The organism is Billgrantia ethanolica, from assembly GCF_021404305.1.
Taxonomy (GTDB): Bacteria; Pseudomonadota; Gammaproteobacteria; order Pseudomonadales; family Halomonadaceae; genus Halomonas; species Halomonas ethanolica.
Window position 1 is genome coordinate 1,821,937 of sequence record NZ_JABFTX010000001.1, and the last position, 18,970, is coordinate 1,840,906.

Genomic DNA, 18,970 nt, shown 5'->3' on the forward strand with positions numbered 1-18,970 from the left:
TGATTGGTCAGCCCTCCAAATCCACCTGGCTTTTTGCCTCGACCAGGGCAGATCCACCCAGCGACCCAGCGCCAGGCTCCAGTCCCAGCGCATCGGCGGTGCCGGCGAGCACCGCCTGGGCAGCCAGAAATGCCTCGCGCGGGCGTCGCATACGAATGCTCTCCATCAACTGGCGGTGGCGCTCGAGGCTCTCTTCCGGGTCGCTGGCACTCTCGTTGGACATCGACACCAGCAGATGGATGGAGGGGCGCAGGATATGCGACAGCTGGGCCCAGACGATGTTGTGGGTGGCCTTGAAGATCGCCACGTGAAAGGCCACATCGCACTCGCTGTGCAGGCGTCGCTCCTCGGCACAGCTGGCGCTACGCAGGTTCTGACCCAACCCTTCGAAAGCCTCTTCGATGGCGACCAGGTCGCGGGCCTTGGCGCGTCGGGCGGCGGTCATCGCCACATAGGGTTCGACATCCAGCCGAAAGGTCAGGATTTCGCGTTGAATCTGTGGGTTGGGCGCTGCGTAGCGGGCCATCCAGTCGGTGACCTGGGGGTCGAGGATGTGCCACTCGCTATACTCACGCACCTTGGAGCCGTGGCCGGAGATACGCTCAATGATGCCGACATCGACCAGTTGGCGCAGGTCACTGCGCACCGCCGAACGGTTGATGGCAAAGCGCTCGCAGAGATCCAGCTCGCGAGGCACGAGCTCGCCGGGCTGATAGCGCCCGGAAAAGATCGCCTCGGCGAGGTGCTCTGCAATGCTGAGTCGCGTCGCTGGCTTGGCCACCATGTCAGTGATTGTCCCGCGGGGGGCTCTGGCGCGCCACGTCACGGTACTTGGTGGCCCCCTCCAGCGTCATGCCGCGGTCGAGCGGTTCGACCAAGGTGCGCTGGATCTCCTGCCACGGCGTCTGGTGGCCGGGATAGCGATAGCCGCCCTGCTGCGCCAGTCGCTCGCGGCGCGCCTCGATCTCGGCGTCTTCAATTAGCAGCCGCACTTCACCGCGATTCAGATCGACGCGCAGGTAATCGCCATCCTCGAGCAGCGCCAGGCCGCCGCCAGTAGCCGCCTCGGGTGCAGCATTCAGGATCGAGGGCGAGCCGGAGGTGCCCGACTGACGCCCGTCGCCCAGGCACGGCAGCGATTCGATGCCGCGTTTGATCAGCGCTTCGGGGGGCTGCATATTGACTACCTCGGCGCCGCCGGGATGGCCCACCGGACCCGCCCCGCGCATCACCAGGATGGTGCGCTCGTCGATGTCGAGGGCCGGGTCGTCGATGCGCGCGTGGTAGTCCTCCGAGCCGTCGAACACCACCACCTTGCCCTCGAAGGCGTTGGGGTCGTCGGGATTGGATAGGAAGCGCGCGCGGAAGTCCGCGGAGATCACGCTGGTCTTCATCAGCGCCGAATCGAAGAGGTTGCCCTTGAGGTTGAGGAAGCCGGCCTGCTCGACCAGCGGATTGTCGTAGCGGCGGATCACCTCGGGGTCGCGGGTCTCGCAGCCTGCTACGTTATCGGCCAGCGTGCGGCCGTTGACGGTGAGCGCCTCACCATGCAGCTTGCCGGCACCGAGTAGCTCGTTGACCACCGCCGGTACACCGCCGGCGCGGTAGAACTCCTCGGAGAGATAGGCCCCGGCGGGCATCACGTTGGCTAGCAGCGGAATCGCATGGCCCAGCGCCTGCCAGTCGTCGTTGGTCAGCTCGATGCCCGAGTGACGGGCAATGGCGTTGATATGGATCGGCGCGTTGGAGGAGCCGCCCAGCGCCGAGCACACCACGATGGCGTTCTCGAACGCCTGGCGGGTGAGAATGTCGCTGGGGCGCAGATCCTGCCACACCATATCGACGATGCGTGCTCCGGTGTCGTAGGCCACCATGGCGCGCTCCTTGTAGGGCGCCGGAATCATCGCAGAGCCGGGCAGGCTCATGCCCAGCGCCTCGGCCATGGAATTCATGGTCGAGGCAGTACCCATGGTGTTGCAGTGCCCCACCGAGGGCGCCGAGTCGGTGGCCCGGGCGAGGAACTCGGCGTAGTCGATATCGCCCGCCGCGAGCCGCTTGCGCAGCTCCCAGATGATGGTACCGGAGCCGACCCGATCGGGACCGCGCCAGCCGTTGAGCATCGGCCCCCCGGAGAGCACGATGGCGGGAATGTTGACCGTGGCGGCGGCCATCAGGCTCGCCGGGGTGGTCTTGTCGCAGCCGGTGGTGAGCACCACCCCGTCGAGCGGGTAGCCGTGCAGCACCTCGACCAACCCCAGGTAGGCCAGGTTGCGATCCAGCGCGGCGGTGGGCCGCCGCGCGTTCTCGTGGATCGGGTGCAGCGGGAACTCGAACGGCACCCCTCCGGCCGCACGAATGCCCTCCTTGACTCGCTTGACCAGCTCGATGTGGTGGCGGTTGCACGGCGTCAGGTCGGAGCCTGACTGGCAGATGCCGATGATCGGCTTGCCGCCGGCGAGCTCCTCCAGGGTGAGGCCGTAGTTCATGTAGCGCTCGATGCACAGCGCCGTGGTACCGGGCGATTCGGGGTTGTCGAACCACCAGCGCGAGCGCAGCTGCTCGGGGCCGATCTTATTATTCGTTGCCATATTCTCCGCTCCATTGCTGGATTAACGACGCCGATGCAGCCCACCAGAAAGTCGAAGTTACACCCCTCGTCGGCCACAAACTCGTGAATCGAGAGACATGGAACCAACGTTAGCCGCCTTCTCCCGACTAGTCGACACATACAAAAGCATATGTTGAACAAATCCCTCGCCACAACGGTTGAAACCGCTCTGAGCAACCGGCGACGCCATGCACACCATGGCCGTGCTCGCTTCCCCGAGCATAAAAAAACCCAGGCCGGTACCCGGCCTGGGTGTCGTTCGCCTCAGCCGCCGTAGCGGCCGAGGGTGCGATCAAGCGCTGGTGCGACGACGCACCGGCGCATCGCCGTCTTCACGGCGGCGGCGCGGGGCACGCTCGGGGGCACCGCTGTCTTCGCTGATCTCCAGCGCACGACCGGCGACGCGGGCACGGGCCATCTTGGCCAGGATGCTGGGCGGCAGCGAGCTCGGCAGTTCCACCACCGAGAAGGCGTTACGGATGTCGATACGGCCGATCCGCGAACCTTCGATGCCACCCTCGTTGGCCAGCGCGCCGACCAGTTGGCCCGGCTTGACGCCATCCTTGTGGCCGACGGCAACGCGATAGCGGGTCATGCCTTCACTCGGAGTACGGTCGCGACGCGGGGCCTTGCCGTCACGCGGGGCACGCTCGCCGCCACGCTCGACACGCTCCTTGCGCGGCGCCTGCAGGCGGCCGATGGGCGCCTCGTCGGCACGTGCCAGGGCGGCAAAGGCACAGGCCAACTCGACCGGGTCATGGCCTTCCGCCACCAGACGCTCGACCAGAGCACGCTGCTCGTCGGCACCGGCAGTCAGCGTGCCGATGATACGCTGATGGAACACCTCGTCACGATGGGCGCGAATGGCCGCTTCGTCGGGCAGCGCCATCTCGGTCATGCGCTGGCCGGTGGCTTGCTCGATCCAGCCCACCTTGCGGCCTTCACGGAAGCCGACGAAGGTGATCGAGATGCCGGTACGCCCCGCCCGGCCGGTTCGGCCGATACGGTGGGTATAGGCTTCGCTGTCCTGGGGCAGGTCATAGTTGAAGACGTGGGTGATGCGCGGCACGTCGAGGCCACGGGCGGCCACGTCGGTGGCGATCAGCACGTCGACCTTGCCGCGCTTGAGGCGCTGGATGGTGCGCTCACGCAGGCTTTGGTCCAGGTCACCGGAGAGGCTGGCCACGTTGACGCCGCGAGCGGAAAGCTGCTCCATCAACGTGGTACAGGCGGCACGGGTGCGCACGAATACGATGGCGGCATCCACCGGCTCGACCTCGAGGATGCGTGCCAGCGCTTCCAGCTTGGCCCCGCCGTCGACCCGCACCAAGCGCTGTTCGATGTTCTCGCCCGTCGTGGTACGCGACTCGATGGCGACCTTGACCGGATCGACCAGGTAGCGATTGACGATGCGCTCGATCTCGGCCGGCAGGGTGGCGGAGAAGAACACGCGCTGGGCTTCCTTGGGGGTATCGGCGACAACGCGCTTGACGTCGTCGATGAAGCCCATGCGCAGCATCTCGTCGGCTTCGTCCAGCACCAGGGCGGAGAGGCCGTCGAGCTTGAGGCTGCCGCGGTCGAGGTGATCGATCACCCGGCCCGGCGTACCCACGACCACCTGGGCGCCGCGCTTCAGCGCGCCCAGCTGTTCCCGATATTCCTGACCGCCGCACAGGGTGGCCACTTCCAGACCCTGCAGGTTCTGGCCGTACTTGGTGAAGGAGACGGCCACCTGCTGGGCCAGCTCACGGGTCGGAGCCAGTACCAGCACCTGGGGCTCGCGGCGAGTCAGCTCGAGCCGCGACAGCAGAGGCAGCGCGAAGGCTGCGGTCTTGCCGGTGCCGGTCTGTGCCTGGCCCAGCATGTCACGCCCTTCCAGCAGCGCCGGAATGGTCTGTGTTTGAATCGGTGAAGGAGTTTCGTAACCCAGTGTTTCGACAGCGGCGAGAACGGCAGGCAGCAGAGCAAGATCGCCGAAGCTCGGCGAGGCGACAGAAGTCGAGGTCATCAATCACACCTTGGTAGGCCGGCACTCGCCGGCAAATCACATTGAGGCATCCCCGACGCCGCTCTTGGCAGGTCGGTGGCTCTGTCTTCACTGGCCGATAGGGCCTGGACAGAACGGATCACGTTATCGTGGGATGCCGGTCGCACCTGGCATCCGGTTCGCGCCAATAGGCGGGAACCGCTGTGGCGACCTTTTTGCGCCGATGTCGCCCGATTGGCGGCATCCTGTAGCGCTCCATCTTCACATCTCGGACGTTGCAGCAGTTGCTGTCGGTCTCGGTGATTGCCTCTCGAACGCGTGGCGCTCGGAGCGAATCGTCATGATGGCGGGGTCAACACATGCGAGGAGCGCGCATGCTAACATCAAGACTGGTTTCCTGACCAGTACTTTCAACGCTGCGCTTACACTCAACCTTCTTTTGCCTTCGAGGAGCCCTGCCGAATGCCCACGCTCTGGGTCGATGCCGACGCCTGCCCCAAGGTCGCGCGCGAGATCATCGTTCGCGCCGCCGAGCGCACCACCACACCCACCTGGTTCGTGGCCAACCACTCGATCCCGCTGCCGCCCTCGAAGTGGGTCAAGCCGCTGTCGGTGAGCCATGGTTTCGACGCCGCCGACAACGAGATCGTGGCACGTCTCGCCGCCGGAGATCTGCTGATCAGCTCCGACCTGCCGCTGGCCATGGAGGCCATCGACAAGGGTGCCGCGGTGATGACCACTCGCGGCGAGATGCTCGACAAGAACAACATTCGCGCCAAGGTACAGCTGCGCGATTTCATGGAGACGATGCGCTCCAGCGGCGAACACACCGGCGGGCCGAAAGGCTATTCGGACACCGACCGGCGCGAGTTCGCCAATGCCCTGGACCGCTGGCTGGCCAAGAACCGTTAACCCTTCTCGCGAATGCCCTGCCCCGGCAGCCGCTCCCGATCATGGGGCCGGTCGAGGTCGAGCAGCGGCCCCTTGGGCACGATACGGGTCGGATTGATAGTGTCGTGGCTGTAATAGTAGTGGCGTTTGATGTGATCCAGGCTCACCGTCTCGGCCACCCCCGGCCACTGATACAGCTCACGCAAGTAGTTCGAGAGGCTGGGGTAGTCCTCGATACGGCGGAAGTTGCACTTGAAGTGGCCATAATAGACCGCATCGAAACGCACCAGGGTGGTGAATAGGCGGATGTCAGCCTCGGTGAGCCACTCCCCGGCCAGGTAGCGGTGCTCGGTCAGCCGTCTCTCGACCCGTTCCAGCGCCTCGAACAGCGCCGTGACATGCTTCTCGTAGACCGCCTGTTCAGTGGCGAAGCCCGACTTGTAGACCCCGTTGTTGATGTGGTCGTAGACGTCATCGTTGATCGCATCGATGGTCTCGCGCAGGTCGGGAGGATAGAAGTCGAAGCGATTGCCGGTCAGGTCATCGAAGGCATCGTTCAACATTCGCAGCAGCTCGGCCGACTCGTTATTGACGATGCGTCCCTCGTGCTTGTCCCACAGCACCGGCACCGTGACCCGTCCGGTGTAGCGGGAATCGGTCAGCGTGTAGAGTTCGCGGTGATACTCGACGCCGTTGACCGGATCGCCGCTGGCGCCTTCGTTCTCGTGATAGGTCCAGCCTTGATCGAGCATCAACGGGCTGACCCAGGACACCCCGATCAGGTCGTCCAGCCCCTTGAGCTTGCGCATGATCAGGGTGCGATGCGCCCAAGGGCAGGCCAGCGAGACATAGAGGTGAAAGCGCCCCGCCTCGGCCGGCACGGCACGCTGACCTTCGGGACCGGCGCTGCCGTCACGCGTGACCCAGTCGCGCAGCTTGGCGGATTCACGCACGAACTCGCCACCGTGCTTCTTGGTGTCGTACCACTGGTCGTGCCACTTGCCGTCGATCAGCAGGCCCATATCATTCTCCGCAATCAAGATTTGCTAGCCAGAGTAAACTGCTCAGCCCCACGCTCAAGCGCAGTTTTTGCGTTCCATGCAACGAAAATTCCGAACGGTCAAATACGGTCCGCACATTCACTTGCCACGGCTTCCTTGAGTGCCTGCGCCATGGCCAGGGTGGCGGGGCCGGCCCGGTCCCGGTCGCGAAAGATCAGCTGCATGGGCACCTCGCGGACCCCACCGGCCGCCAGCGGCAGCGGCCGCAGCACCCCGCTCTCCAAGTCGTCGTAGATACGGGTTTCGGGCAGCCAGGCAAAGCCCAGTCCGCGCCGCACCATGTCGATGGAGGTTTCGAGATGGCTCACCGTCCAGCGCTGCTCGGCCTTGAGCCAACCGGCATCCATCGACTGGCGCAGCGCCGAGTCGCGCACCACCATCTGACGATGCCGCTGCAGGTCGCGCAGATCGAGCTGCCGCTCGAGCCCATGCAGTTCATGCCCATGATGCGCCACCGCGACGAAACGGATGGTGACCAGTGGCTCGCCGAGAAACCCCTGGGCTGCCAGACCCGATATGGCGATATCGGCGCGGCCGTCATAGAGCATCTCGATGCCGCCGTTGAGCACCGTTTCGTGGAGCTGCACGCGGACATAGGGGTAAGCGGCAGAGAAGCGACTCAGCGCCACCGCCAGCGCATCGTTGGGGAAGATCTGATCGATCGACAGCACCACTTCGGCCTCGAGGCCTTCTGAGAGCCGGCCGGCCACGTCCTCCAGCGCCTCGGCACTCTCGATCAGTTGACGCGCCCGGCGCAGCAGCAGCTCTCCCGCATCGGTCAGCCGTACCTGTCGTCCTACGGGTTCCAGCACCTTGACGCCAAGCTGCTGCTCCAGCTTGTGTACGGCATGATTGAGCGTGGAAGGACTCTTGTGAACCGCCTCGGCGGCGCGAGCGAAGCCGCCGTGATCGACGACCGCGGCAAGCATCTGCCACTGAGCCAGGGTGACGCGAGACATATTCGAATTCCTCGAATGAAAAGAGCAAAACATTGCGATTAATTTTCGAAAAAAACGGCCTAAAATACCAGTCATATCCTCAATGGAGATCGCAGCCATGGCCACCAGCCCCAGCTCCCGGCGCATCGAGCGTCTGTTCCGAAGCCACCCCAGTCAGGATGGCGACGGCGTCCATATCCAGCGTATCCACTGCTTCGACGGCGAGCTCGATCCATTTCTGATGCTCGACGAGCTCGGCTCCGACCGCCCCGACGACTACATCGGCGGCTTCCCACCGCACCCGCACCGCGGCATTCAGACGCTGACCTACATCGTGCATGGCGGCATCACCCATGAGGATCACCTGGGACACAGCAGCACCATTCAGGCCGGTGATGCCCAGTGGATGCACACCGGGCGCGGTATCGTGCACTCGGAGATGCCGCTCACCGACAGCCAGGGTTTGCATGGCTTCCAGATGTGGTTGAACCTGCCCGCCCGGGAGAAGATGAGTGCGGCGCGCTATCGCGACGTACGTAGCGACGAAATGCCGCGTCTGAAGAATGAGAAGGCAGAGCTGATTGCTCTCGGTGGCAGTTGGTCGACACCGGAAGGCGAGAGCGTGTCAGGCCCCCTGGACGCGCTCGCGGGAAGTGGCGGTGTGGCCCATGTCCGACTCGAGGCCGATGGGCAACTCACGCTTACGGCGCCGAGCGAGACGCTGGCCGTCTATGTTTTCGAAGGCGCTCTGCAGATCGAGGGGGAGAGTGTGGCCGCAGGCCAGCTGGCCAGATTAAGCCCCGGGGAGTCGCTGGTGCTTGCCAGCCCGACGGGCGCCCAGTGCCTGCTGCTGGCGGGCACGCCACACCGCGAGCCGATCGCGCATTACGGCCCGTTCGTGATGAACAGCGCCCAAGAGATCGAACAGGCCCTGCGCGATTACCGCAACGGCACCTTCACCGACTGAACAGGCGGTTCAGTAAAAGTTACCGAAAAGGGGTTGTCTTCCTTCTTTTCTTCACGTTCAATGAACATTGTTGAACAGTGTTCGACAATGCTTGACGGCCCGGAATCTCGTTACAGAGGCTCCGGGGCGCACCTTGCTGTATGTGCGTACAGTCTAGGCAGGCCATATATCATGGGTTAAGGTTCCCATGCCTTTTTATATTCTTGTCATCTTTTTTTATGGCCGATACCAATGTTGCGAATCCTTCATTCGCTGCCCCGCACGCATAAGTTGCTGCTGCTACCCGTTGCCACCATGGTGACCGTGCTGGGCGCACAAAAAATCGTTACCGTCGTAGAGAATTCCCAGCGTCAGGGCCAGGTTCCCGAAACCGTGCTGTTCCCCCTGTCGCCCGAGGCTCAACCGGGCCTTCCCGCACTCAGCAGTGACCGCTACTCCGTCGCCGACGCCATCGAGATCGCCACTCAGGCCATCGATGCCACCCGAGACTACATTCCGCTCTCCCAGCTCAAGCCGACCGAGATCATCGACCTCTCCGGGGTTGCTGTGGCCCAGGCAGAACAGACCCCGCAGCCCACTCCCGTCAGAGCCGCTGCCGAGCTCGATACCGCCACCACGCCTGCTGACGGCGCTATCGAACTGACAACGGAACTCGATCCAGGCGCGCTGCACATGGCGATGGTGATCGGCACCCTGGCCAACGGCATGCTCGACGACATCCATACCGATGACGAAGCACTGGCCGCAGCGGATAGCACCTCCTTCGGCGACGCCACCTCCTACGAAGACTTTCCTGACGAAGAGCTAGCGCTGTTCGAGGACGGCCCGATCCTCTTCGATCATGAGATTGCTGCCGCCGAACCCTTCGTGCCGGAGTGGCGCACCTATACCGTAGAGCAGGGCGATACCTTCGCCGTGCTGGCCCAGAACGAACTTGGCATGGGCTACAGCGAGGCCATGCGCCTGCTGGACAGCCTGCCGGACAAGCGCCTGCTGACCAACTGGCGGGTCGGCAACACCTTCGAATATCAGCTCGACGAGCAGGACCGTCTGATCGCCTTGCGCGTGATGCGCAATGCCCGTGAAGGCTTCCTGCTCGAGCGCGACGAAGACGGTTTCGACGTTGCCACCATCGAGCGGGCCGGCGAGGCCACGCAGCGTCTGTTCGCCGGTAGCGTGAGTGGCAGCTTTGCCCGCTCCGCTCAGTCCACCGGTCTCTCCAGTACCGAAGTGGCCCAGGTCACACGGCTGCTGGAGAAGAAGCTCGATTTCCGCCGCGACACCCGCCGCGGCGATGAGTTCAAGGTACTGGTCGAGTCCGACATCATCGACGGCAGCAGCTTCGACTCCCGCGTGCTGGCTATACAGTACACCGGGGCGCGCATGGACCTGACGCTGGTGCGAAACGGCGACGACAACAACTTCTATACCCCGGATGGCCAGAGCCTCGACCCGGCCTTCGCCCGCTACCCCTTCGAGGGCAGCTATCGCATGAGCTCGGGGTTCAATCCGCGCCGCACTCATCCGGTCACCGGCCGGGTCAGCCCGCACCGCGGCACCGACTGGGCCATGCCCATCGGCACGCCAATCATTGCCCCGGCCGACGGCCGCGTGGAAAAGGTGGGTAACCACCCGGTAGCAGGTCGCTACATCGTAGTGCGTCACGACAACGGTTATCGTACCCGCTACCTCCACCTGTCGCGCGCCATCGTGAGCCGCGGCGACCGCGTTTCCATGGGCGAGCGCATCGCGCTGTCGGGCAATACCGGTCGCAGCACCGGCCCCCACCTGCACTATGAAGTGATCGTCAACAACAACGCCGTCGATGCCATGAAGGTCGATCTGCCAGAGAGCAAGAGCCTGGAAGGCGAACGCCTGATGGCCTTCCAGCGCCAGGCCGAGCCGCTGCTGGCCACGCTGCGCTCCGGCCAGACCGGGCCGGCAGTGGCACAGGCCAGCGCCAGCGCCGAGAGCGACGACGATTGATCCGGTGTCCTCGCCGATGCACGCCAAACGACGCCCTGCCCAAGCGCAGGGCGTCGTTTGTTGAGCACCACTCCCAGGCCGTCTCCAGCTAACCCATGCGCCGCGCCATCCCAGCCCCGCCGCCAGCCAGTGGCAATCGCCTGACCGCCTTCTTCGGCGTGTTCCGCTACAGTCGTCGCGCGCTGGCCCTGGTATGGCAAACCTCCCGCCCTCTTACCCTGGGCCTGGCGGTGTGCACTCTGGTCGCCGGTGTGCTGCCTGCGGTGGCGGCCTGGATCGGCCAGCTGATCGTCGATGCCGTGGTCGAGGCCATGGCCTATCACCGCGAGACCGGTGCCGCGCTCACCTTCGAGAGCGCCTGGCCGGTGCTGCGCTACGTGCTGGCGGAAGCTGGGGTCATCGCCGCCATTGCCCTGGCCCAGCGAGGCTTGGCGGCTCAGCAGTCGCTGCTGCGGGCACTGCTGGGCCAGAAGGTCAACGTCATGATCCTGGAGAAGGCAGGCACTCTGTCGCTTGCCCAGTTCGAGGACTCCGAGTTCTACGACAAGCTCACCCGGGCGCGTCGTGAGGCTTCGATCCGCCCCCTGGGGCTGGTCAACAAGACCTTCTCGCTGTTGCAGAATGCCATCTCGCTGGTCAGCTTCGGCGTGCTGCTGGTGCAGTTCTCGCCCTGGGCCATCCTGATCCTGGTGATCGGCGCCCTGCCGGTGTTCGTCTCCGAGGCCAAGTTCTCCGGCGACGCCTTCCGCCTGTTCCGCTGGCGTTCACCCCAGACCCGCATGCAGATGTACCTGGAAACCGTGCTGGCCCGGGAGGACAGCATCAAGGAGGTCAAGCTGTTCGGGCTGGAGCCGCTGCTGCTGGAGCGCTATCGCCGCATCTTCGAGACGCTCTACGGCGAAGACCGCCGACTGACCATCCGTCGCGAGAGCTGGGGCTTCCTGCTCGGCCTGCTCGGCACGCTGGCCTTCTATGGCGCTTATGCCTGGGTGGTGGCGGAAACGATCTCGGGCGCGCTGACCCTGGGCGAAATGACCATGTACCTGATGGTGTTCAAGCAGGGGCAGGCGGCACTGTCGGCCAGCCTCACCTCGATCAGCGGCATGTACGAGGACAACCTCTACCTGTCGAATCTCTACGAGTATCTGGAGCAGCCGGTTACACCCGAGCCCGGCCGCCTCACCCAGGGAGCCCACCCCGGTGACGGTATTCGTTTCGAGCGGGTGGGCTTCACCTACCCTGGCGCCGAGCGGCCGGCGCTGCAGGACATCACGCTGCATCTCGCACCAGGGCAAAGCCTGGCCCTGGTGGGCGCCAACGGCTCCGGCAAGACCACGCTGATCAAGCTGCTCACACGCCTCTATGAGCCCAGCGCAGGTCGCATCCTGCTCGACGGCAGCGAGCTGCGTGAGTGGGACGTGGCGACTCTGCGCCGGCGCATCGGCGTGATCTTTCAGGACTTCGTGCGCTACCAGCTCAAGGTGGGCGAGAACCTCGGCGCCGGCGACGTCGAGGCGTTCGGCGACGAAGCGCGCTGGCAGGAGGCGGCCGAGCGCGGCCTGGCCGACGAGTTCATTCGCAACATGCCCGGCGGTTATCACACCCAGCTCGGCCGCTGGTTCAAGGGCGGCCAGGAACTCTCCGGCGGCCAGTGGCAGAAGATCGCCCTGGCCCGGGCCTACATGCGGGAAAGCGCCGACATCCTGGTGCTCGACGAACCCACCGCGGCCATGGACGCCGCCGCCGAAGCGGCCGTCTACGCCGATTTCCGCGAGCATCGCCGCGACAAGATGACCATTCTCATCTCGCACCGTTTCTCCACCGTGCGTGCCGCCGATCAGATCCTGGTGATCGACGACGGCAAGGTCATCGAGCGCGGCGACCACGCCAGCCTGATGGCGCAGAACGGCCGCTATGCCAGGCTTTTCCGGCTGCAGGCGGAAGGCTACCGCTAGATCATTCGTTGACCCTTGTTGAGCGATTGGCTATAAGAAAAGCGTCGCATCGTCGATGCGGCACAAACCATCGTTCATCACCCATCGAGAAACGTCCCTCATGCGCTGGCTAATTCCGGGCAACAAGGCAAATCGGCAACATCGCGTATTTCATAACGCGATGCGTACCCGTTTGCTGCTGCCGTGGGCCGGCCGTCAAAACGACGACACCTGAAGGACGCTGGCCGCGGCACTTGTCGCGGCCGAGCCTGGATAGCACCTTTCCCCGTCTACCGCGCACAAGTTCCCGGCCTCCCTCAAGGAGACCGAGATCATGGCACTGCTTCGTACTACCCGTCGTCTGCTGCGCGCCGTAGGCGCCCACTACGCCAATCGCCGTCGCGATGCTTCGCTGCGCGACTGCGACCCCCGCATGCTCAAGGACATCGGCCTGCGCTGGGAGCGCGGCAAGCTGGTACCGCTCCATCCGGAGCGTATCGCCGCCGCCATGAGTGACGTCGTAGCGACTTCCGGCGCTGCCACCGCTGCGCGCGAAAGCCGGCGCGAGATCTGTCCGCGCTGCGGAGCGCGCCTGGCTTAGCCATGCCCCGGCCACAGGACGTGGCCGGGGCATTATTCACTCCCGCTGGCTCACAGGGCCAGCGGGCGATCCAAAGCACGCAGCAGCTCGTCGTCACGCTCGTAGATGTCGGGGCGGAACGACAGCGCGCCGTCGTCGTCCGGATTGACGGTCCAGTAGTGCAGGATGACCGGCATGCGGTTGGCGAGCGAGACGTTGCGGGTTTCTCCGCTGTCGATGCGCGCGTCGATGTCCTGATCGCTGTCGGTATCGTCGAACAGCAGCCGTGCCAGTTCACGAATATTCTCGACGCGAATGCAGCCGGAGCTGAAGGCGCGCTGATAGCGCGAGAATATCCCCTGTGCCGGGGTGTCGTGGAGATAGACCATATGATCGTTGGGAAAGCGGATCGCGAGCAGCCCCAAGGCATTCTGCGGCCCCGGTGCCTGGCGCAGCACGATGTTGCCAGGATTGTCCCAGTCGACTCGCCAGGGGTCGAGCGGCTGTCCGGATGGACTGAGCACCTGGATGCGCTCACGCCATAGATAGCCCAGATCGCGGCGCACAGCCGGCAGCACGTCCTGGCGCAAAATGGTGGGCGGAATCGTCCAGGTGGGATTGACGGTCATGTGAGTGATCTCGGAACGCAGTGAGGGCGTACGCCGATAGGGCTGTCCCACCACGATACGCGAGCGCCAGATCTCACCGTCGGGCCGATAATAACTGAGCTCGTAGCCGGCGATGTCGACCAGCACGAAAGCCTCGGGCAGGCCGTGCAGCAACCAGCGGGCACGCTCCATGTTGAGTCTGATCTGGTCGATCCTGCGCTCCACCGGGACGTTGAGGGCTGCCCGGGTCTGGCGCCCGACGATACCATCGGGTTCCAGCAGATGGCGCCGCTGAAAACGGCGCACTGCGGCTTCCAGGTCGCTGTCGAAGCGCCGCGGATCGGCGGCTTCCCGCGCTTGTCCGGAAGCGGCACCGTTGTCTGTCACCCTGTTGCCTTCACCCCCATCGCCGGTCGTCCCACTCTCGAGCATGCTCGCCACGGCCAGACGCTCACGCAGGCGCACCACGTCGTCATCGACATCTCCCACACGCAGCGCACCATCGCGTTCCGGCAACCGCTCCCAACCGCCCTGCCGTTCGATGTCGCGATAGCGAGCCAACCCTTCCCGCAGCCGCTGATAGGGTGTGTAAGGCGGTCGCGCCTCCTCCAGAATGCGCTCGAACCGCTGCTGGTCGATGGCATCCGATATCGCGGCCAGATCCAGGTCGGGCGCCTCCACCGGCACCTCCCAATCCGCGCTCAGCGCCTTGGGGTCGACCTTGCCCCGCTGCAGATGCTCGAGCGCCGTGAACAACATGCGGCTGGCAAACAGCTCGTAGCGGATTTGCCGTTCGCTGACTGCGTCCTCGTCGCGCACGCTGCGGTATTCCGCCTCGATATCGTCGGGACGGTAGTCCTCGGGGGTCAAGCCATCCTCCTCGAGGGCGCGCAGCGTTGAAACGAGCCCGGCGACCGTTTCCTCATCCTGCCAGGCCGGCCGATGGTCGCGCTGGCCATAGAACGCCTGCAGCAAGCTGCTCTCATCGGCCAGCGCACGCGTCAGGCCCGGCCTGCCATTGGTATCGTCAACGCTCGACTGGCGCGTCCGCTCCTCCGCCGAGACTCCCGTCATGGCGACAAGCAGCATCACCAGCACTCCCATCCTTGTAATAAAGCGCATCGATCCCCCCTGCTCCGTTGATGGCTGGCCTGGCCTTCCTGGCGTCTCACTTCATAATAGTGCCTGGCTAGTGGCTGCAAGCCAGCCGGGCACGTGCATGATTCACGTTACTTCATATTTACCCCGCATGCGGCGCCGCCGCTGCGGTGTTGCAACGCCATAGGCACGCCGATGCGCTTTCTACCGACTCTGCGACTACCGCTCTCGACCCTGGCCGCCTCTCTGCTGGTCACCCTGCCCACCGCCCACGCCGGCAACTTCCTGAGCCAGGCGGGGCTTTCGTATTCCACTTACGTTCCGCTCGGCCAGACTCTGACCGAGCTGGCTCCCGGCGCCGACCCGCATGTGCTTCAGCTCGCCGCCCAGGCCCTGGCCTGTGCCCAGCCCGACGCCGAGCGCCTGGCCGTCATCGACTTCTCCCGCCCCTCCGTCGAGCCGCGCCTGTGGGTCTTCGACCTGGCCCAGGAGCGCCTGATGTTCGAGGAGCTGGTCTCTCACGGCCGCGGCTCGGGCGATGCCGAGGCCACGGTGTTTTCCAACACCCCCGAGAGCTATCAGTCGAGCCTCGGCCTGTTTCGCACCATGAACAGCTACTACGGACGCAACGGCTACTCCCTGCGTCTCGAGGGGCTGGAGCCAGGCGTCAACGACCTGGCCTATCAGCGTGCCATCGTGATCCACGGCGCCGATTACGTCAGCGAGGCCTTCATCCGCCAGACCGGCCGACTGGGGCGCAGCCACGGCTGCCCGGCGGTACGCCAGGAAGTGACCTATCCGCTGATCGACAGTATCAAGGAAGACCACTACCTGTTCGCCTATTACCCCGATCCCGAATGGCTGGAGAATTCCGCGTTCCTCAGCTGCGAGCGTGAGGCCACCCAGTTGGCCATGTACTGATCCACGCGGAATACCTGCCGACCGATCTCGCCCTCTGCCCCTTGGCACCAGCAGAGGGCATTTTCGTGCGGCACTGCACCATTGTTGCCACCCTGTGACCACTCAGCGGCTGCTCTCTTGCCATTCTCTTCAGGGTCGTCCGACCCCCGATCCATTCATCAAACCATAACCCGATGTTTTACATGAACAACAAGGCAATATGGCAAATGGATTGCTTGATATGAATCAAATTGCCGGGTAGGCGTGGACCAGGCTTCCAGGAAGCACGAGTGCGTCAGACCTGACCTTCAACGGAGAAGGGCGAACTCTTGTATCGACAATCCGTACGAGGTCATAGCCCATGGAAATTCTCAACAAGGCGAACCGAATTCGTCTCTTGAGCCTGCGCACACCACAGATGCGTGCCTTCCACTTCTCCTGGTTCGCCTTTCACATCTGCTTCTTCGGCTGGTTCGGCATCGCCCCGCTGATGGCGGTGGTGCGCGAAGACCTGAACCTGACCCAAACCCAGATCGGCAACACCATCATCGCCTCGGTCCTGATCACCGTGATCGTGAGGCTGCTGATCGGCGTGCTGTGCGATCGCATCGGGCCGCGCAAGACCTACACCGGACTGCTGTTGTTGGGCTCCATTCCAGTGATGAGCATCGGCCTCGCCAACAGCTTCGAGACCTTCCTGCTGGCGCGCCTGGCCATCGGCGCCATCGGTGCCTCGTTCGTCATCACCCAGTACCACACCACCATGATGTTCGCCCCCAACGTGGTAGGCACGGCCAACGCCACCAGCGCCGGCTGGGGCAACCTGGGCGGCGGCACCACTCAGATCGTCATGCCGCTGATCTTCTCCGGGCTGCTGATGCTGGGCGTCAGCGAGACGCTGGGCTGGCGTCTGGCCATGGTGGTACCGGGCGTGGTGATGTTCGTCACCGGCATCGGCTACTGGCTGTTCACCCAGGACGCTCCCAACGGCAACTTCGACGAGCTACGCGCACGCGGCGAGCTGCCCCCCGCCACCGGTGAGAACAGTGCCGGCAAGAGCTTCATGTCCGCCGCCAAGGATATCCGCGTGTGGGCGCTGTTCGTGGTCTATGCCATCTGCTTCGGCGTCGAACTGACCATCAACAACATCGCCGCCATCTACTTCTTCGATCACTTCGACCTGACGCTGGCCACCGCCGGCATGATCGCCGGCCTGTTCGGGCTGATGAACGTCTTCGCCCGCACCCTGGGCGGCGTGTTCTCCGACCTGTTCGCCCGCAACGGCGGCCTCAAGGGTCGCGTGCGCTGGCTGTTCATCGCCCTGATCTGCGAGGGCATCGCCCTGGTGGCCTTCTCGCAGATGCACGTGCTGTCGTATGCCATCGGCATCATGCTGGTGTTCAGCTTGTTCGTGCAGATGGCCGAAGGTGCCACCTACGGCGTGGTGCCCTTCATCAACAAGAAGGCCCTGGGCGCAGTGGCCGGCATCGTCGGGGCCGGTGGCAACGTGGGCGCGGTGGCCGCCGCCTTCCTCTTCCGTAGCGAAGCCATCACCTATCAGCAGGGCCTGTTCTACCTCGGCCTGATCGTGCTGGTGCTGGCCTCCTGCGCCCTGCTGGTGCGCTTCAGCGACGAAACGGAAGCCGAGGAAGCCGAGGCCTATCGCGAGGCGGTGGGCGAGGATACCGGCGCCGGCGCGCTGTCGCTGCGCTGATCGCAAGCACCGCGGCACCCGCTGCCGCATCGCTTGCCCAAACTGGCCGCCGCCCTCGGGGTGGCGGCTGTTGCGTATGAATGAGGTGAGCCATGACACCGGCCGAACGACTGCTGCTGGCAGCCAAGCGCTGCGAAATCGACGATCTCGAGCATCTTACCGCCGCCTGCGACATCGTCGGCGACGTCAGTCGTTTCATCCACGCGCTGCAGAAGGAACGTGGCGCGTCGAACGTCTATCTGGCCTCCGGCGGCCAGCGCTTCGCCGAGCATCGTCAGGAGCGCATCGACGAGTGCCAGGCCACCGAGCGTGCCCTGCGCTCCCGCCTGGAGGCACTGGGCGAGACCGCCGGTCGCCCCGCCACCACCGCCAGGCTGCTCAAGCGGGTCGCCTTCGTCTGGCACGCCCTCGAAGGTCTGGACGCACTGCGCCGCGATATCGCCGCACTCGGCACCGGCCCCGATGCGGCAACCCAATCGTACAATCAGCTCATCAGCGCCCTGCTTTCGGTGGTGTTCGAAGCCGCCGATACCGCCGGCGACCCCGACATCACCCTGGCGCTGGTCGCCGTCTTTCATCTGATGCAGGGCAAGGAGCTGGCCGGCCAGGAGCGCGCCTGCGGTGCCGCCGGGTTCACTGCCGGCAGCTTCGACGACGCGCATCGTCAGCTGCTGCTGCACCTGATCGACGCCCAGCAGCGCTGCTTCGACACCTGTCTCGAGTTCACCAGCGAGGCAGTACGCGAACAGTGGCAACTGGAGATGCCCGGCCGCACGCTGGCCGGCATTCAGCAGCTGCGGGAGATGGCCTGCGGCGACGTTGCGCTGCCGGAGAACGCCTGCACCCTGGGCGAGACCTGGTACGAACTGACCACCTGGCGCATCGATGCCATGCAGCGGGTCGAGACCTTCATGATCGGCGAGCTGACCAGCCTGTGCCTGACGCGAACCCTGGATGCGCGGCGTAGCCTGACCCATCGGGATGAGCTGAGCCAGCAGCTGAACGATGGCTTGCCGAGCGTGTGTCAGCAGCTGGTTGAGTTGCTCGACGGCAGCGCCAGCCAGGAGTTGGGCGAGGTGACCGCCCGGGTGGTGGGCTCCTCGCTCAATCGCTCGCTGGTGGAGCTGATGCGCGCCCAGGCCGGGCGTCTGCAGGCCCTGAGCGACGAGCTGGAGGACACGCGCCGGGCGCTGCGTGAGCGCAAGCTGATCGAGCGGGCCAAGGGCCTGATCATGTCCCACCAGAAGATGAGCGAGGAGCAGGCCTACGCCTTCCTGCGCAAGATGGCCATGGACCAGAGCAAGAGCATGGCCGAGATCGCCCAGACCGTACTGGGGCTGGCCGACATCCTTCAACCAGCGGCGGAAACGGGAATCGAGTCCTGAAAATGGCACAGGCGGCAATGGTGCATCGCACAACCCGAGCGCACCGTCGCGGCGCCTGCCAGTTGAGCGCATCCCTTGACAGGCATCATAGATAAATTTTTAACAAATTGATTTTAAACTAAGTAAATCGATAACAAGGCGCAATGGCACCCAAGCTGCAAAGTCTAATCGTCCGCTGAGTCAACGACGGTTCAGCGCTTCCATGCAGCACCAGGACCAGACAACGGCGTCTGCCCAGGTTCCCGTGACATCGTCATGCGAACCGGGGCAGGCGCCGTCTTTATTTGGCCAGACACTTCTTATTGGGAGCCAT

At 64.5% G+C, this 18,970-nt stretch carries 14 protein-coding genes; 8 read left to right on the plus strand and 6 right to left on the minus strand.

Annotated features, from left to right (window positions below):
- Window positions 1-7: 7 nt before the first annotated feature.
- The 3 genes from HOP53_RS08340 to HOP53_RS08350 all read right to left on the minus strand — a co-directional run bounded on the left by HOP53_RS08340 (window position 8) and on the right by HOP53_RS08350 (window position 4,616).
- Window positions 8-784 (minus strand): FadR/GntR family transcriptional regulator, encoded by a 777-nt coding sequence (locus tag HOP53_RS08340; RefSeq protein WP_234269584.1) that lies wholly within the window; start codon window positions 782-784, stop codon window positions 8-10.
- Window position 785: 1 nt separating this feature from the next.
- The gene (locus HOP53_RS08345) at window positions 786-2,588 is read right to left on the minus strand and encodes an IlvD/Edd family dehydratase (RefSeq protein WP_234269585.1); all 1,803 of its coding nucleotides are present in this window, start codon (window positions 2,586-2,588) and stop codon (window positions 786-788) included.
- Between the two features lie 312 nt (window positions 2,589-2,900).
- Window positions 2,901-4,616, minus strand: a complete 1,716-nt coding sequence (locus HOP53_RS08350; protein ID WP_234269586.1) for a DEAD/DEAH box helicase — start codon at window positions 4,614-4,616, stop codon at window positions 2,901-2,903.
- Window positions 4,617-5,057: 441 nt separating this feature from the next.
- Between HOP53_RS08350 and HOP53_RS08355 the strand changes: the two genes are divergently transcribed.
- The gene (locus tag HOP53_RS08355; protein ID WP_234269587.1) at window positions 5,058-5,507 is read left to right on the plus strand and encodes a YaiI/YqxD family protein; all 450 of its coding nucleotides are present in this window, start codon (window positions 5,058-5,060) and stop codon (window positions 5,505-5,507) included.
- Here HOP53_RS08355 and HOP53_RS08360 read toward each other — a convergent pair.
- Together HOP53_RS08360 and HOP53_RS08365 are read right to left on the minus strand one after the other, a co-directional pair.
- Entirely contained in the window at window positions 5,504-6,508 is a 1,005-nt protein-coding gene (locus HOP53_RS08360; protein ID WP_234269588.1) for a glutathione S-transferase family protein, read from the minus strand. The genes HOP53_RS08355 and HOP53_RS08360 overlap by 4 nt on opposite strands.
- A 98-nt stretch (window positions 6,509-6,606) precedes the next feature.
- On the minus strand, window positions 6,607-7,506 hold the full coding sequence (locus tag HOP53_RS08365) for a LysR family transcriptional regulator (RefSeq protein WP_234269589.1): 900 nt from the start codon (window positions 7,504-7,506) through the stop codon (window positions 6,607-6,609).
- Window positions 7,507-7,603: 97 nt separating this feature from the next.
- Between HOP53_RS08365 and HOP53_RS08370 the strand changes: the two genes are divergently transcribed.
- The 4 genes from HOP53_RS08370 (at window position 7,604) to HOP53_RS08385 (ending at window position 12,973) form a co-directional block, all read left to right on the plus strand.
- Window positions 7,604-8,452, plus strand: coding sequence for a pirin family protein (locus tag HOP53_RS08370; protein WP_234269590.1), 849 nt, complete (start codon window positions 7,604-7,606; stop codon window positions 8,450-8,452).
- A 231-nt stretch (window positions 8,453-8,683) separates the two neighbouring features.
- Entirely contained in the window at window positions 8,684-10,438 is a 1,755-nt protein-coding gene (locus HOP53_RS08375; protein ID WP_234269591.1) for a peptidoglycan DD-metalloendopeptidase family protein, read from the plus strand.
- 95 nt (window positions 10,439-10,533) lie between these two features.
- Window positions 10,534-12,393 (plus strand): ABC transporter ATP-binding protein, encoded by a 1,860-nt coding sequence (locus HOP53_RS08380; RefSeq protein ID WP_234269592.1) that lies wholly within the window; start codon window positions 10,534-10,536, stop codon window positions 12,391-12,393.
- A 313-nt stretch (window positions 12,394-12,706) separates the two neighbouring features.
- A complete protein-coding gene (locus tag HOP53_RS08385) occupies window positions 12,707-12,973 on the plus strand; it encodes a YjiS-like domain-containing protein (RefSeq protein WP_234269593.1) in 267 nt (88 codons plus the stop codon).
- Between the two features lie 50 nt (window positions 12,974-13,023).
- Here HOP53_RS08385 and HOP53_RS08390 read toward each other — a convergent pair whose 3' ends face one another.
- A complete protein-coding gene (locus HOP53_RS08390; RefSeq protein ID WP_234269594.1) occupies window positions 13,024-14,682 on the minus strand; it encodes a L,D-transpeptidase family protein in 1,659 nt (552 codons plus the stop codon).
- A gap of 171 nt (window positions 14,683-14,853) precedes the next feature.
- Here HOP53_RS08390 and HOP53_RS08395 point away from each other — a divergent pair, with 171 nt between their 5' ends.
- From HOP53_RS08395 to HOP53_RS08405, 3 genes are all read left to right on the plus strand, one after another.
- A complete protein-coding gene (locus HOP53_RS08395) occupies window positions 14,854-15,579 on the plus strand; it encodes a murein L,D-transpeptidase catalytic domain family protein (RefSeq protein WP_234269595.1) in 726 nt (241 codons plus the stop codon).
- A 340-nt stretch (window positions 15,580-15,919) separates the two neighbouring features.
- Complete coding sequence (locus HOP53_RS08400; protein ID WP_234269596.1) at window positions 15,920-17,272, plus strand: NarK family nitrate/nitrite MFS transporter; 1,353 nt, start codon at window positions 15,920-15,922, stop codon at window positions 17,270-17,272.
- 92 nt (window positions 17,273-17,364) lie between these two features.
- Window positions 17,365-18,657 carry a nitrate regulatory protein gene (locus HOP53_RS08405; RefSeq protein WP_234269597.1) on the plus strand — a complete coding sequence of 431 codons (1,293 nt, stop codon included), beginning with the start codon at window positions 17,365-17,367 and terminating at the stop codon, window positions 18,655-18,657.
- The last annotated feature ends 313 nt before the right edge of the window (window positions 18,658-18,970 follow it).